This is a genomic window from Steroidobacter cummioxidans (assembly GCF_003104955.1).
On record NZ_LSRW01000005.1, the window covers coordinates 60,907 to 75,190 of the forward strand.

The window sequence follows — 14,284 nt, forward strand, 5'->3', positions numbered from 1 at the left end:
GATCAGGGGCGTTGTAACGACACGTCGGCCACGACGGGCAGGTGGTCCGAGCCGAGCGCCGGCCCGACGCTCGTGGCCATGCTGCGCCAGTGCCGCGACAGCAAACAATGATCGATCCGTATGCCGACCGGCGCGAACTGCGATGGCCAGCTGCGCGCCAGCCCGAAGCCCAGCGCGGCGTCATGCAGCCCCGACTGCTCCAGCGCGTCGCTGAAATATTCCGACCAGGGCGTGAGATTGAAATCGCCAGCGACCAGCAGCGGTCCGCGCTGCGCCTTGCTGAAAGCGACCAGTGCATCCAGCTCCTGATTGCGAAACTGTGAGTTGCGCGGACCGAGTGGCCAGTTCAGGTGCACCCCGAGCACACTCACCGGCGTGCCATGCCAATCCAGCATCATCCGCGCGGCAATCGCACCACCCTGCGCCAGCGCCCGNGGCACCGACTCTGCCGAGATGACCGGCCACTTGGTGAACACCGCGGCGCCCATGCGGCTGGTGTCCATGTGATAGTGAGGATACGTGGGCAACAGCGGCAACAGCGCCTCCGCCTGGGGCGCGGTGAGCTCGAGCAACACGACCGCGTCCGCTCGTGACTTTTCGATGTAATCCGCCACCTGCATCATGTCGGGATTGCGGAACCAGACATTGAAAGACACGAGGCGGAATGTTTGTTCGCGCGCGGCCGCGACTGCCGCAGGCACGGAGTCGCCGGCGATGTAGGGAAGCAACGGCACCACGCTGACGCCGAACCCCGCCGCCGCGACGACGGCAATCCAGAAACGTCGCAACAACATCAGTACGCAGGCAAACAGAAAAAACAGTGCCGCGTACTGCACGCGAAAGTGAGCAAACAAATCCAAAGGCCACGCGAATTGACCGAGCAGTCCGGCCAGCACACACAGCCAGACGCCAACTGTGCCAAGGATCGCGAGCTTGCCAGTGATTCGTAGGAATGCTTGCCGGAACAATTCGATGAACCCGAGACTCGCTGCCAGGCCCGCATTAAAAACAGCGAGCGCGGCGATATCAACGTTTACATCAGAATTTTGGCTGACGCGCGCGGCGCGGCGGCGCGGCCAGTGGCGGTGGCGTAGAACAGATCCATGGTGCGAATGCCTTTGACACGCCGTGTGGAGCGCCGGACTTCACGCAACAGCTTCAACAGCAACTGCTCGTTCGCGCGCCGGCCGCCGCTCGCGAACTCAGAGGTGATACCGATGTGGACGACAGTGACATGTTCGATATCTTGTCGGGCATACACGGCGACGCCGACGGGCCGGCCCGTTTCCGTATCGATGGCGAACAGCGACTGCACTTCCGGCAGACCTTTCATATGAATCCGCAGTCGGTCGCGATCGGCGACGATCTCCGGCGCACCGAATTTTTCGATGGCGTCGGCAATGCAGGCACTGACCCGCTCCTGGCAGGCATTGAAGAACAACAGCGCTTCCAGCGCCGCTTTTTGCGCAACGGGCACGTGCGATTTGAATTCTATTTTGCTCATGACCCTACGACGTTCCTTGAGGCAAGTCGGCGCGCGGCCAACTGAACGGGGGGCGTTGATCCATCGCGAGAGCGCATCATGAGCGGCGGCCACGGGCTTGTCGAGCATCCCAGATTACGTATCGCGGTGCGTAACTGCTTGCAACAGCGTCGAAAACACCTGCTTGTCGCATAAACGCGCCATTGACTTGACCCCACCCCCGCAGGCAAAACTGTCTGCTGCAGCGCCTTCGACAATGTATCGGGGGCGCGCTGTTGCAGTCCTGTCACAGCAACGAAGCAGGCCCTCCTCCGCACGTGAGCGCGGGGGCTAAGACGGGCCCGGCAGCGGGTTTCAGCCTTTCCGGTAACGAGACAAGCGGGTTTCGCGCACCCGACTGCGCGAAACTTTGAACTGGCGCATGTTTTCGCGTTTAAAAAACGGGAACTCAGTCGAGCGACAGTCAAAGTGCTTATTGTCAGATTAGATACTTGTTCATCAGGGAGCGAGCAGCCGCAGTCTGGGAAGACATGGGCGGGCGGTTCGCATATTCCGGCTCGAGGGTAGGTCTGCGTGGCCTGCGGCGCGCGCGATCAAGGGGAAGAGACATGGGAATTCTTGATCTAGGTCGGTACAAAGGAATCGTGTTCGCGATCACCGGCTTTCTGGTGTTCATCGCCATCATCCTGGCGCTGAACCACGGCAAGGCCGGCCAGTTCTCGGACAACGTCGCGGGGGTGCGCTTCCTCGAAAACCAGGCGCAGCAGCCGCACGCGGTGTATGACGCCAGCGTCCAGCTGGTGCAACGCCTGCGAAACGGCGAAAAAATCGACGAGGCGCTGGAAAGCCTGCGTAAGGCGGCCACCACCTTCGATCGTTCCCTGAACAGCCTCGCCAACGGCGGCATGATCACGGACAGCGCCGGCGAGATCATCGTGCTGCCCGCCATGACCGAGCCCGCCGCGGTCGAGCAGCTCAAGAACGGCAGCAAGCTGTGGGACGGCTACAAGGCCAAGCTCGACCCGATCTTGCGCTTCTCCGGCTCTCCCTATGTGACGACGCAGCCAGCCCCCGCTCCAGCTCCGGCCCCAGCTGCGAACGGCAAGAATGCCGCTCCCGTCGTTGCCGCCCCGCCCGCAGCGCCGACGATTCAGCTCAGCCCACGCGGCCGCCGCCTACAGACAGCCCTGGAAGAGCTCACGGCCTACGGCAACACCGCCCATGGCCAGCTTTCCAAGGTGATGGTCACCCTGTCGACTCAGGTCGAAGCGCACAGCCGTAAACAGACCGACACGCTGCGTTACATCCAGATCGGCGGCATGGTCGCGGCCCTGCTGCTGCTCGGCGCGATCTTCCTGTTCTTCGCCCGCAACCTGCGCAAGGAAGAGGCCTCCTCGAACCGGCAGCGCAAGGAAACGCAGGACATTCTGCGCACCGTGAACGAAGGCCTGTTCCTGTTGGACAAGGACCTGAAGCTCGGCAGCGAGCGCTCCATGGCGCTCAACAACATCTTCCGCCGCGAAGAATTCCTGGACCTGACCTTCGACAAGCTGCTCAAGGACATCGTCCCGGAGAAGACCCTCAGGACCGCGATGGACTACGTTGCACTGCTGTGGGGCGAGCGGGTCAACGAGAAGCTGGTGAAGACCATCAACCCGCTGAACGAGGTCGAGGTGCACTTCGACAACCCGGCCGGCGGCTTCGATACCCACTTCCTGGAATTCGACTTCAACCGCGTGAAATCAGAAGGCTCGCTGTCCCACCTGCTGGTGACGGTGAACGATGTGACCAAGCGCGTGATGCTGTCTCGCGAGCTGCAGGAGTCGCAGGAAAAGGCTCAGGCCCAGCTCGACCTGCTGCTGCGCATCCTGCACGTGGAGCCGGACAGCCTGACCAGCTTCCTCACCGACGCCGACGTGTCGCTGAAGATGGTGAACTCCATCCTCAAGGAGCCGGCGCGCGAAGAATCGGCGTTCCGCGCCAAGATCGACGGCATCTACCGTCAGGTACACGCGGTCAAGGGCGAAGCGGCGGCGCTGGGCCTCAAGACCGTCGAGCAGCGCGCCCACGCGTTCGAAGAATCCCTGAACGACCTGAAGGGCCGGCAGTCGCTGTCGGGTAGCGACTTCCTGCCGCTGGTCGTGAAGCTGGACGATCTGTTCAACCACCTCGCCCAGGTGCGCGAGATGTTGAGCCGACTGGTCGATCTGCATCACGCCATTGCCAGCCGCCGCACCGCCGGTGGCGAAGTGCAGGCCGAGAAGGTCGATCAGTGGCTGGCCGGTCAGGATCAGACGCAGATCACCAAAACGCTCACCGCCCCGCCGGATCTGGGCGAGACCACCAGTGCCATTGGCGGCCTGGAGCGCACGCTCGAGGATCTCGCCGCCCGCGTCGCCAGCAGCCAGTCCAAGCAGGTCAATCTGCGTTGCGCCGGCCTGGACGCCGTGCCCGAGACTTATCGTCGCGCGGTCAAGGACATCACCATTCAGTTGGTTCGCAACGCAGTCGTGCACGGCATCGAAGAGCCGGGCGAGCGCACCAAGGCCAATAAGGCTGCGACTGGCGCCCTGGCCGTGGAATTCACGCCGCGCGGCACGGATGGTTTCGAGCTGATCGTGCAGGACGACGGCCGTGGCTTGCAGCTGGAGCGGATCAAGGAAGTCGCCGTGGAACGCGGCCTGATCACTCCGGCCCAGGCGGCACTGCTCGATCCGCGTCAGACCATGGCGCTGATCTTCCGCCCCGGCTTCTCGACGGCGGACCGCGTCACCACCGACGCCGGTCGCGGCGCCGGCATGGATCTGGTGCGCATTCTGGTCGCCGAGCTGGGCGGCCGCGTCGGCCTGGCCTCGGCCGGCGGCAAATTCTCCAAGTTCAAGATCTGGTTGCCCGCGACCCAAAGCGCGGTGGCCGCCTGATCGCCTCTATGTGACGGACCGAATACTTCGCCCTGGAAATACTGAAGACTAAGAGGGACTGTAATGGCGAGTGCCAATGCCAAGGCTGCACCGTTGACGAACGGGAAGCTCAAGCTCATGATTTGTGACGATTCGAACATAATTCGCCGCAAAATCGAGCGGGAACTGCAGATCGAGCGTCTGCAAGTGATCGCCACCGCGGCGAATGGCAAACAGGCCGTCGAGGCCTTCCGCAAGGAGCCGGCGGACGTCGTCACCATGGACATCACGATGCCCGAGATGGACGGCATCGAGTGCGTCGAGAACCTGGTGAAGATCAAGCCGGACGTTCTCATCCTGGTGATTTCGGCGCTCTCCGACAAAGCCACCGCCATCGAAGCTTTGAAAAAGGGCGCCAATGGCTTCCTATGCAAACCATTCACAGATCGCCAGCTTACGGAAGCGCTGGAAGAGCTGTTGAGGGGCGCCGGCAATGATGACTAAAGTTGAATTGGAAACGTTCGTCGAAGGAACGACGCACTACTTCGCGACCGCGGCCAACCAGCCCGCTTCGGTCGGCTCGCCCTATATCGTGCAGGAAGGCAAACCCACGATTCAGGAATTCACCGGCATGATTTCCATCGCCGGCAAACGTCGTGGCATCGTTTATTTCACCGCGTCGCGCCCGATGCTCACGGTGATGCTGATGCGCATGGGCGAAACCGAGCTGACCCAGGAAAACATGTGCGACCTGGTGGGCGAAGTCGCCAATACGATCTCCGGCAACGCACGTCGCGATTTCGGCAAGGACTTCATGATCTCGGTGCCGACCGTGGTAGCCGGCGAGCCCGAGAAAATCGTCACTCCCGACAACATCCGCTCCTTCGTCATTCCGATCAACTGGCGCAGTCATTCGGCGCAACTGGTCGTTTGTCTCGAGTAGGCCCTGTCGATAACGGCCGGCGAAAGGCGTGACTTTCGCCGGACCTGCGAGGATGAAGTGCCCAGTACGCGGCCCGATGACTTTCTCAATACGGTCCGCACCACGGCGGCGCGGCCGGGTCAGGTCATTGATGTCGTCGTACTGACTTCCGATGCTGGCTTGCTCGCGGCCCTGCAGTCCTCTGCAGGGTCCGAGCACGCTCTGTGGGATGTTCCTTCCGCCGATGCCGCCGTCGACCATCTGGTCGGCGGCCGCTGCGACGTGCTCATTGTCGATCTGGGCTCGCTGCGTGGCGATGTGACCACGCTGCTGGGACGGCTGCAGGCACAATTCCCCGACCTGATCTTCATGGCCACCGGCCGGCGTGAACAGGAAGGCGCGATCGCGTCGTTGCTCAGCACCGGTCGAATCTATCGTTTCCTGCACAAGCCCATCTCGCCGGGTCGTGCATTCCAGTTCCTCAACGCGGCGACCCGTCGCTATAACGAGCTGCGTGATGTGCAGCCCATTGCTTTGCAGACGGTGCGCATCATTGCTCGCAAACGTCCGTATCTCGGCAAAGCGATCGCGGCCGGAAGCGGCGTGCTCGCGGCGGTAGTGGCATTCGGCCTCTGGTGGCATTCACGCGACCAGGGCTTGCCCGCGACATTGCAGACCACGCACGTCGGCGACACGCCGATCGAAGATCAAGTGAAATCCAAGCTGGGCAGCGCGCAGATCGCTTATCTGAGCGGTCGTCTCATCGATCCGCGCGGCGACAATGCCCTGCAGTACTATCGAGACGTGTTGACGCTCGACGCGAACAACGCCGATGCCAAGGCGGGCGTACAGAAAGTCGTCGACACGCTCGAACAACGTGTCATCCAAGCATTGAACGATCGAAATGCGCCTCGCGTCGTGACCACGTGGACAGCGCTGCAACGAGCCGCTCCGAATCATCCACGTCTGGATGCTCTGCGTACGCAGTTGTTGGCTCTGTCTCGTACGACGCCAAAGGCGCCGGCGAGCGTTGCGAACAATCCTCGGCCGCCCACCGGTACGAGCACGGCAGCCCCCACGTCGGCTGGATCAGATGATTCCCCCGCCATTCGCGATACAACTGTTGTGTCCGCCGGGAATTCTGAAGCCGAGCGCCTCGCAGCGGCTGCCGCTGAGCGCGAGTTAGCGGAAGCGATAGCTCGCGAACTTGCTGAGCAGGAAGCCGCGGCGGAAAAAGTCGCAGACGAGAACGATGCGGAGACCGCACTCGCCGAAGCTCAAGGGCCGTCGCTGGCCGAGCAGGTCGCTGCTGTTACCAGTCTTCGCGAACGCGGCGCGCTCATCGCGCCCGCTGGAAACAACGCGTTCGACAACGTAATGTCATTACGCGAGCGTTATCCGGATGCTGAAGAAGTGCGCAGCGAACAGCAGCGCCTGGCATTCGTTCTGCTGGATCGCGCGCGCACCGCACTGGCCGCCGAGAACATTGACGAAGCGGCGACATTGATCGATCGCGCCAATACTCTGATTCCCGGCATGCAGGCAGTTCGCACGCTGCAGGAACAACTGTCGGCCGCCCAGGAACAACGCGACTTCGCCAAGAACGTCGCACTCGCCGCCTCGTTGAAACGCGTTCGAGAAGTCCCGCCGGTTTATCCAAGAGATGCCCAGCGCGCCGGTACCGAAGGCTGGGTGCAAGTCGAATTCACTATTGCGCCGGACGGCAGCACTCGCGACTTGCACGTTCGCGACTCCGCGCCCAAGCAAGTATTCGACAAGGCCGCACTGGACTCCGTGAGCAAATGGCGTTTCGAGCCCATTCGCAAAAACGGCGCGCCGGTGGCCCAGCGCGCCGTGTTGCAAGTCAGATTCGTGCTGAATAACTAGCCGGTAACGCGCCGATCATCCGACTGATTGAGCCGCGTCGCCGCGGGTTGCGAGGCGTTGCCCTGCAGCTTCTCTTTATCCTCGAAGCTGCGCCCCAACCAGTAACCCAGTATCGCCCACAGCGCCGCGACCGCCGCTCCGAGCCAGGCCACCGCGGCGATGCCAAAGCCGGCACCGGCAACCCAATTGTTCAACTGAGCGGACAACGCATCGGACCCGCGATACACCGGCACGTCGACGGTGTTCTTGGCCTTGTACTTCGTTTCTTTGTCCAGCGGGCTCCACAACATCTCTCGACCCGGCCGCACGAACGCATACTCCATCGCGCGACGCGCGATCACGACCACCATCAGCACCTGGAAGGCGCCCGACATGGCCAATCCCGCAAACGCGAAAATCATGATCACCGGCACGAAGGTGATCAGCGCCTTGACGCCGAACTTCTCGGCGATGCGTCCGGTCAGGAAGATCTGCGACAGCACCGTCAGTCCCTGCACGATCCAGTCGAAGCGCGCGAAGATCTGCGTGCGATTCTCCAGGCCGGGGAAATGCTCTTCGACCATACGCAGCTGTTCGAAATACAGCAGGGTATTCACGCACGAGATGCCCACGACGAACAGGGCAATACCCAGCACGTAAGGCGAACGAAGGATGATGGTGATGCCCGCAAATGGATTGCCGCCGATGGGCCGGTCCTCCGCCCGATTGGAAACATCGGTGCGCTCCGACCACACACCGAGCAGCACGCGCTGACAGAAGATCGCAGCAACGAACAGCGACGCACCAAAGAACAACACGCCGCTGTTGCCAATGTACGGCACGGCGATATCCGATATGAACGGCCCCATCAGCGCGCCCGCGCTACCGCCCGCGGCGATCACGCCAAACAGGCGCTTGGTCTGCTGACGATCGAACAGCTCCAGCAGGAAGCTCCAGAACACCGACAGCAGGAACAGGTTCACCACGCTGATGAACACGTAGAAGAACTTGCCCGCGGCCAGATTGATCTCTTTGCCGTGCAACGACAGGCCGGTGAACACCAGCACGACCGCGACGATGCCGTACATCCAGGGCAGGAACCGACTGCGGCGAAAGCGCGCCACCACCACGCCATACAACGGAATGATCAGCACCGACACGATGGAGGTGATGATCCAGATATCGGCCAGCTTGTCGCGACCGATGATGGTGCCGATGGTCTCGCGCACCGGCCGCACCGAGAAGTAACCGCTCCACATGAAAAAGAACAGGAAGAACGCGGCCACCACCGCCCCGATCTCCGCGGGTTGGATCGGCGCGAGGCGTGACAACAACCGTGCAAAAGGCGATGGCGGAGCGTGCGTTGGCGTATTCATGTGTTGTTCTTGCTGAGTGTGTTACATCGGAGTCGCCGACTCGACTGTCCCGTACTTTTCCAGGATTTTGCTGACCTGCGCGGCATCGCCGACTGCGATGATCTGCAGCCGGTCGCGGGCGTAATATTTCTTCGCGACGCGCTGGATATCGGCGGGCGTGATGGCTTCCACACGCTGCGGGTAGGTGTCCCAGTAATCCGCCGGCAACTTGTAGATTTTCTGAGTCGCGAGATTTCCCATGAGCGACAGCGGCGAGTCCAGCGATAGCGCGAAGCGGCCGATCAACGCGCGCCGCGCATTTGTCAGCTCCCGTTCCGATACAGGCTCATTGGCAATGCGTTGCAGCTCCACATCGAGCTCTTGCATCGCGCCCTCGGTCACCGCGGTGCGCACGTCAGTGCTCGCAACCACGACGCCCGGGAAGGTCGTGCCGGTGAATGAACTGTAGACCCCGTACGTATAGCCCTTGTCCTCCCTGAGATTCATGAACAATCGGGACGCCGGGCCGCCACCGAGAATGTGATTCATGACCAGCATGGCGAAGTAGTCCTTGCTGTCTCTTTCGATGCCGAGCGAGCCGACCCACAGCGAGGTCTGCACCGACCCCGGCCGATCGACCAGCAGTACCCGCGCCTTCTGCGGCTCCTTGGGCGGCGGCAACGACACTTTGGTGACATCTGCCTTGGCCCAGTTGCCGAAGTGCTGCTCGAGTTTGGCAACCAGATCTTTCAAGCCGATGTCGCCGTGCGCGATCAGGAACGCATTGTTGGGGCGATAGCGGGCGGCGTGGAAGCTCGCGAGATCGGCGCTGGTCAGTCCTTTGATAACTGCTTCACTCGGCACCACCAGCGCGCCGGGATGCTCGCCATAGATGACGCGCATGAATTGCTCCTGGGCCTGAAAGCCAGGATTGCCTCGCTGGATCTGCAGCTGAGCCAGAAAGCGCGCCCGAAACTTATCCAGCTCCGACGCCGGGAACGTGGGATTGCGCATCACATCGGCCGCAATCGCCAGGGTTGCATCGATGTTGTCGCTCAGGCCGGTCACGGAGACGACGCTCTCGCCCGAGGACGGCCCGGAGCTCGAGGACAAGCTGGCTCCGAGTGTCGCGAGTTGCTCGGCGATGTCGCGACTCGATCGTTGCTTGGTTCCTTCGCGCAGCAGACTCGCCGTCACCATCGCGACACCGCGTTTGTCCGCCGGATCGGCCAGGCCACCGCCATTGAAGTACAGCTGCATCGAGAACGTCGGCAGCTTGTGATCTTCCAGTAGCGACACACGCAGGCCGTTCGACAACACGGCTTCCTGCGGCTTCGGCAACTGTACCCGCAGCGTCTGCGGATTGACCGGCACTTTGCCCTTCAACTCGACGCCTTTGGTCGACGCGCCGGCAGGCGCGGGCGGCGTAGGCGCAGGCGCCTGTGCGGATGCTTGCATGATCACCAGCGATGAGAGCAGCGCGAGCACGGAGTTCTTATGAATGACTTTGTTCATGGCGTGCTCGCTTACGGGCCAGGGGTAGCTGGCGCGGGAGCCGGCGCGGCGATCGGCGCAGGCAACGTCGTCAACACGGTGCGGCCGGTCGGAATCAGATATTTCTTGGCGACTCGCTGCACGTCGGCGCGCGTCACCGCATCGATCTTCTGCAGACGCGTGTTGATCAGGTGCGGATCCTTGTACAGGATGGTGTAGCGGCCCAGAATGTTGGCGCGGTTCTGCGCGCTGCGGATACCCTGCAGATAACCGAGGCGAGTCGCATTGCGTGCCTTCTGCAGCTCCCAATCGGCGATGGGCTCTTCGGTGATGCGTGCGATCTCTTCATAGATCGAGGCTTCGACCACTTCCGGCTTCTGATCCGGCCGCACGGTGGCGATGACATAGAAACCGCCGGTGCCGATGCGCTCTTCGACGTAGCCGCCGATGCTGCTGACCAGCTCTTTCTCCTTGCTGATGCTTTGATACAGCCGCGAGCTGTCGCCGCCCTGCAGGACCGATGACAGCACCTGCAACGCGGCCTGATCCGCATCGTTGCCGACGCCGATCTTGTAGCCGATGAGAATCTGCGGCGCGCGCGCCAGAGCGTCGGTCAGCGTCTCGCGCCGTTCGGCGGTCTGCGGAGCCTCGACCAGATCGACCGCCGGGGGCGCGGGCTGACGAGGAATGTCCTCGAAGTACTTCCGGATCATGGCCAGCGTCTGCTCGCGCTTGAAGTCACCGACGACAGTCAGCACCGCGTTATTGGGCGCGTAGTAGATGCGGAAGAACTCCGCCACGTCGTGCACGCTGGCTGCGTTGAGATCTTCCATCGAGCCGATGGTGGAATGCTGGTAGCCGAACTTGTCGTAGAACACTTCATCGAAGCGCTCGTACGAGCGGCCATAAGGCTGGTTGTCGATCCGCATGCGGCGCTCTTCCTGCACCGCCTGGCGCTGGTTGTCGAGCTTGGCCTGGGTGATGTCCAGCGAGCGCATCCGATCGGACTCGAGAAACAGCGCCATTTCCAGCTGATTCGCCGGCAGCGCCTCGAAGTACAGCGTGATGTCGGAGCTGGTGGTGCCGTTCATGGAGCCGCCGTTGGTCAGCACTTGATAGAAGTGCTCGCCGTCGCCGACGTTCTTCGACCCCTTGAACATCATGTGCTCGAACAGGTGGGCGAAGCCGGTGAGCCCGGGACGCTCGTTGCGGGAACCCACGTCGTACGCGACATTCACGGCGATCACGGGCGTAGTGTGATCTTCGACCAACTGCACCCGCAGGCCGTTCTTCAGCGTGTGCTCGGAAAAATCTACACGAACCGCGGCAGGTGTCGCAGCAATTGCTGGCATGGTGGGCAGCAGGGCGAAAGCGAGAGACAGACAGACGCCGTATCGACGGGGTCTCATGGTGACCACTCCGTTATCGCGGCGCGCGCCGCTTTGGGATTGCAGATCCGGCCGAGAATACATCATTAATTCGACCCATCGATCATCCTGACAGACTCGTCAGATCGGGCCGACGACAAGAAAAAGGCCCGCGCGAAGCGGGCCTTGGAAGGATTCTGCGTGCTCGGTACGGTCGCTTACGGGATGGTCTTCGAGCCCGAGTTGGAGACGTCGCTTTCACCGCCACCGCTGTTGTACGCCTTCACGCGGAAGTACCACGTGCCCGACGTGAGCCCGGTGATCGTGTAACTCGCCGTGCCGGCATTTGCGACCTGGACAGTCTGATCGAGGCTGGTCGCGGTGCGTCCATACACGATCCGATAGCCGGCCAGGTTGGTCAGCGACGAGCCGTCGGTGTTCTGGGTCGGCGGTGTCCACGACAACGTCGCGCTGCCGGTCGACGCTTGCACCACAGTGATCGCAAACGACGGCAGCGAGGCGCTGAGTGTTCCGTCACTCACCGAGATCACGATGTTCGAGTAAGTGCCCGCGTTCGAGGCCGTCGGCGTGCCGGACAAACGTCCCGTCGACGTGTTGAACGACGCCCACGATGGGCGGTTCGCGATGCTGTAGGTCAGCGTGTTGCCATCGGGGTCGTTGCCCGTCGGCTGGAAGTTATAGGCGGCACCCGAGGACACGGTCGTCGCCGGCGTGCCACTGATCGTCGGAGCACGATTGCTCGCGCCGGTGACGTTGATGGAGAACGCGGGCAACGTCGCAGTCAGGTTGCCATCGGTCACGCTGATGCGAATGTTCGAGAACGTGCCGGCCGCAGTGGGCGTGCCGTTCAAGCGGCCCGTCGCCGTGCTGAACTGCGCCCAGCTCGGTGCGTTCTGAATGGAGAAGCTGATGGTGTTGCCATCCGGATCGCTGGCGGTCGGCGTGAACGAATACGCCGCCCCGACGCTCGCGCTCGTCGATGGCGAGCCGGAAATCGTCGGCGCGCGATTGGGCGCGGCCGAGACCACGATCGAGAACGCAGGCAGCGACGTCGAAACGCGGCCATCGCTCACGCTGACGATCAGGTTCGAGTAAGTGCCGATGTCGGTCGTCGACGGTGTGCCGGTCAAAACGCCGGTCGCAGCGCTGAACGTCGCCCAGCGCGGCTGATTGCTGATGCGATAGACCAGCGTGTCGCCATCCGCATCGCTGGCTTGCGGGGTAAAGGTGTACGTCTGCATCGCCTGCACGCTAGTGGTCGGCGTGCCGCTGATGGTAGGCGCGCGATTGTCGAGGCCGCGCACCTGGATGGAGAACGCCGGCAGCGTGACGGTGCTCGTGCCGTCGTTGACGCTGATGCGGATGTTCGAATACGTACCGACGTTCGCTGCGCCCGGCGTACCGCTCAACACGCCACTCTGGGTGCTGAAGGTCGCCCACGACGGACGATTGGACACCGTGAAGCGCAGACGATCGTTCTCAGGATCGGAATACGTGGGTTGGAACAGATAGCGCTGATCCACGATCACCGACGTCGCCGGCGTGCCGGAAATGGTCGGCGGATTATTGGGCGGCGGTGGCGGCTGCGTCCGGCCATTCACCTTGATCGTGAAGGGACCGATGGAGCGCGTGTCGCGGCCATCGGTGACACTGATCGTGATTTCCTGGGAGTCGCCCACGTGGGCGTCTTGCGGCGTGCCGCTCAGGATGCCGGTTTCGGAGTCGAAGCTGGCCCACGCCGGCTGATTGGTGATGAAGAACTCGAGGAAGTCGTCGTCCGCATCGATCGCGCTGGGCTCGAACCGATACGGCTGCCCCGCAGTCGCGGTGGCCGCAGGAATGCCATCCACTTCGGGCGGCTGATTCGCCGGCACCGGCAGCGCCGGATCGTCGGCAGTACCGCCTGCCGGCGGCGACTGCTCGCTGACTGGTCCCGTTACAGCGCCATCGTCACTAGAGTCGCCGCATGCTCCCAATGACGCGGCAATCAACGCCAGCAGGGCCCGCTGCAGGAAGGTTTTCCCGAAAATAGTTGGAATCATTGCTCGTACCTTGGCTTCGCGCACGACAACGACGGTCCGAGGACCGGCGCTGAATCGCGCTGCTGTGTTCCGGAAAAAAGGCAGTCGCCGCAACGCATGCGCGGCGCTCGAAGCGCAAAGAAAGATTGGCGCGCACGGGGGCGTGCGCTATCGGCAGCTTGTTGTCGTTGTTCTTCACACGATCGCGCGTGCACGCGCTCGCAAGGGGCCTTGCGAACGTCGCGACGGTGGCGTCGGTGGCAACCCCGCTGTCGTAGGAGCGCTGCGCATCACACGCAGTGTTCCAGTAGACCGGAGGCTTTGCGTCCCCGCCTTTCGACGGGTTTGCCGATATCACTTTCTGCTGCTCCCAGACTTTATTATCTGGTCGAAAGCGACCGAGGTCCCTTTCGACTTAACTGTGGTCAGTCGACCCCAGGGCCGCAAGGCCTGGTCGAACAGCAGCAAAAGAATAGGAAGGATGACGGCAAGCTCGGTGACGCTGAAGAGCTGGCCGGCAACCCCGCTATCCCCAGCATCGCTGTAGGACCGGAGGCTTTGCGTCGCCGTCTTTCGACGGTTATGCCCTGGTGAAGCGTTGTTCGTTCGGTTCGCGTCCCTCACCCACTCTCGCCGCCGTGAAGGCCGCGTCCAGTAGAGCCGGTGCGATTCGACGAAATCGATTGAACAAAACTTCGTGGTCGGAGCGGAGTTAATCGTAGGGATTTTGTTTTTGCAATTGTCGGTAGTGACCGACAGCGCGGCGGTGGAAATGTCACCGCTAATTCACATAACCGCGCCAGAATTCAGACGCGAGTGCAACGTGCTGCGCGCACTGCTGCTGTGCATGCGCGC

10 protein-coding genes and 2 riboswitches are annotated in these 14,284 nt (G+C 62.3%); of the genes, 4 read left to right on the forward strand and 6 right to left on the reverse strand.

Annotation, left to right across the window (positions count from 1 at the left end):
• Positions 1-2 precede the first annotated feature (2 nt).
• Together D0550_RS04030 and D0550_RS04035 are read right to left on the reverse strand one after the other, a co-directional pair.
• The gene (locus tag D0550_RS04030; RefSeq protein ID WP_422664255.1) at positions 3-794 is read right to left on the reverse strand and encodes an endonuclease/exonuclease/phosphatase family protein; all 792 of its coding nucleotides are present in this window, start codon (positions 792-794) and stop codon (positions 3-5) included.
• A 239-nt stretch (positions 795-1,033) separates the two neighbouring features.
• Positions 1,034-1,504, reverse strand: coding sequence for a hypothetical protein (locus D0550_RS04035; RefSeq protein ID WP_153067024.1), 471 nt, complete (start codon positions 1,502-1,504; stop codon positions 1,034-1,036).
• A gap of 587 nt (positions 1,505-2,091) precedes the next feature.
• Here D0550_RS04035 and D0550_RS04040 point away from each other — a divergent pair.
• The 4 genes from D0550_RS04040 (at position 2,092) to D0550_RS04055 (ending at position 7,192) form a co-directional block, all read left to right on the forward strand.
• Complete coding sequence (locus D0550_RS04040) at positions 2,092-4,404, forward strand: ATP-binding protein (RefSeq protein WP_153067025.1); 2,313 nt, start codon at positions 2,092-2,094, stop codon at positions 4,402-4,404.
• A 63-nt stretch (positions 4,405-4,467) separates the two neighbouring features.
• Positions 4,468-4,887 (forward strand): response regulator transcription factor, encoded by a 420-nt coding sequence (locus tag D0550_RS04045; protein WP_206606077.1) that lies wholly within the window; start codon positions 4,468-4,470, stop codon positions 4,885-4,887.
• Positions 4,877-5,326: a chemotaxis protein CheX gene (locus D0550_RS04050; protein WP_116807827.1), complete on the forward strand. Its 450-nt coding sequence runs from the start codon at positions 4,877-4,879 to the stop codon at positions 5,324-5,326. Before D0550_RS04045 ends, D0550_RS04050 begins: the two co-directional genes overlap by 11 nt.
• Positions 5,327-5,383: 57 nt before the next feature.
• Complete coding sequence (locus D0550_RS04055) at positions 5,384-7,192, forward strand: TonB family protein (protein WP_116807828.1); 1,809 nt, start codon at positions 5,384-5,386, stop codon at positions 7,190-7,192.
• On the opposite strand, the gene D0550_RS04060 is transcribed toward D0550_RS04055, so the two are convergent.
• The 4 genes from D0550_RS04060 to D0550_RS04075 all read right to left on the reverse strand — a co-directional run bounded on the left by D0550_RS04060 (position 7,189) and on the right by D0550_RS04075 (position 13,450).
• Positions 7,189-8,547: an NTP/NDP exchange transporter gene (locus D0550_RS04060; protein ID WP_116807829.1), complete on the reverse strand. Its 1,359-nt coding sequence runs from the start codon at positions 8,545-8,547 to the stop codon at positions 7,189-7,191. The genes D0550_RS04055 and D0550_RS04060 overlap by 4 nt on opposite strands.
• A gap of 21 nt (positions 8,548-8,568) precedes the next feature.
• Complete coding sequence (locus tag D0550_RS04065) at positions 8,569-10,041, reverse strand: M16 family metallopeptidase (RefSeq protein ID WP_116807830.1); 1,473 nt, start codon at positions 10,039-10,041, stop codon at positions 8,569-8,571.
• Between the two features lie 11 nt (positions 10,042-10,052).
• The gene (locus D0550_RS04070) at positions 10,053-11,429 is read right to left on the reverse strand and encodes a M16 family metallopeptidase (RefSeq protein WP_161965628.1); all 1,377 of its coding nucleotides are present in this window, start codon (positions 11,427-11,429) and stop codon (positions 10,053-10,055) included.
• Between the two features lie 176 nt (positions 11,430-11,605).
• Positions 11,606-13,450: a putative Ig domain-containing protein gene (locus tag D0550_RS04075; protein WP_153067026.1), complete on the reverse strand. Its 1,845-nt coding sequence runs from the start codon at positions 13,448-13,450 to the stop codon at positions 11,606-11,608.
• 235 nt (positions 13,451-13,685) lie between these two features.
• A riboswitch (cyclic di-GMP riboswitch) is annotated at positions 13,686-13,789 on the reverse strand.
• A 153-nt stretch (positions 13,790-13,942) separates the two neighbouring features.
• Positions 13,943-14,026: riboswitch (cyclic di-GMP riboswitch) on the reverse strand.
• Positions 14,027-14,284 lie beyond the last annotated feature (258 nt).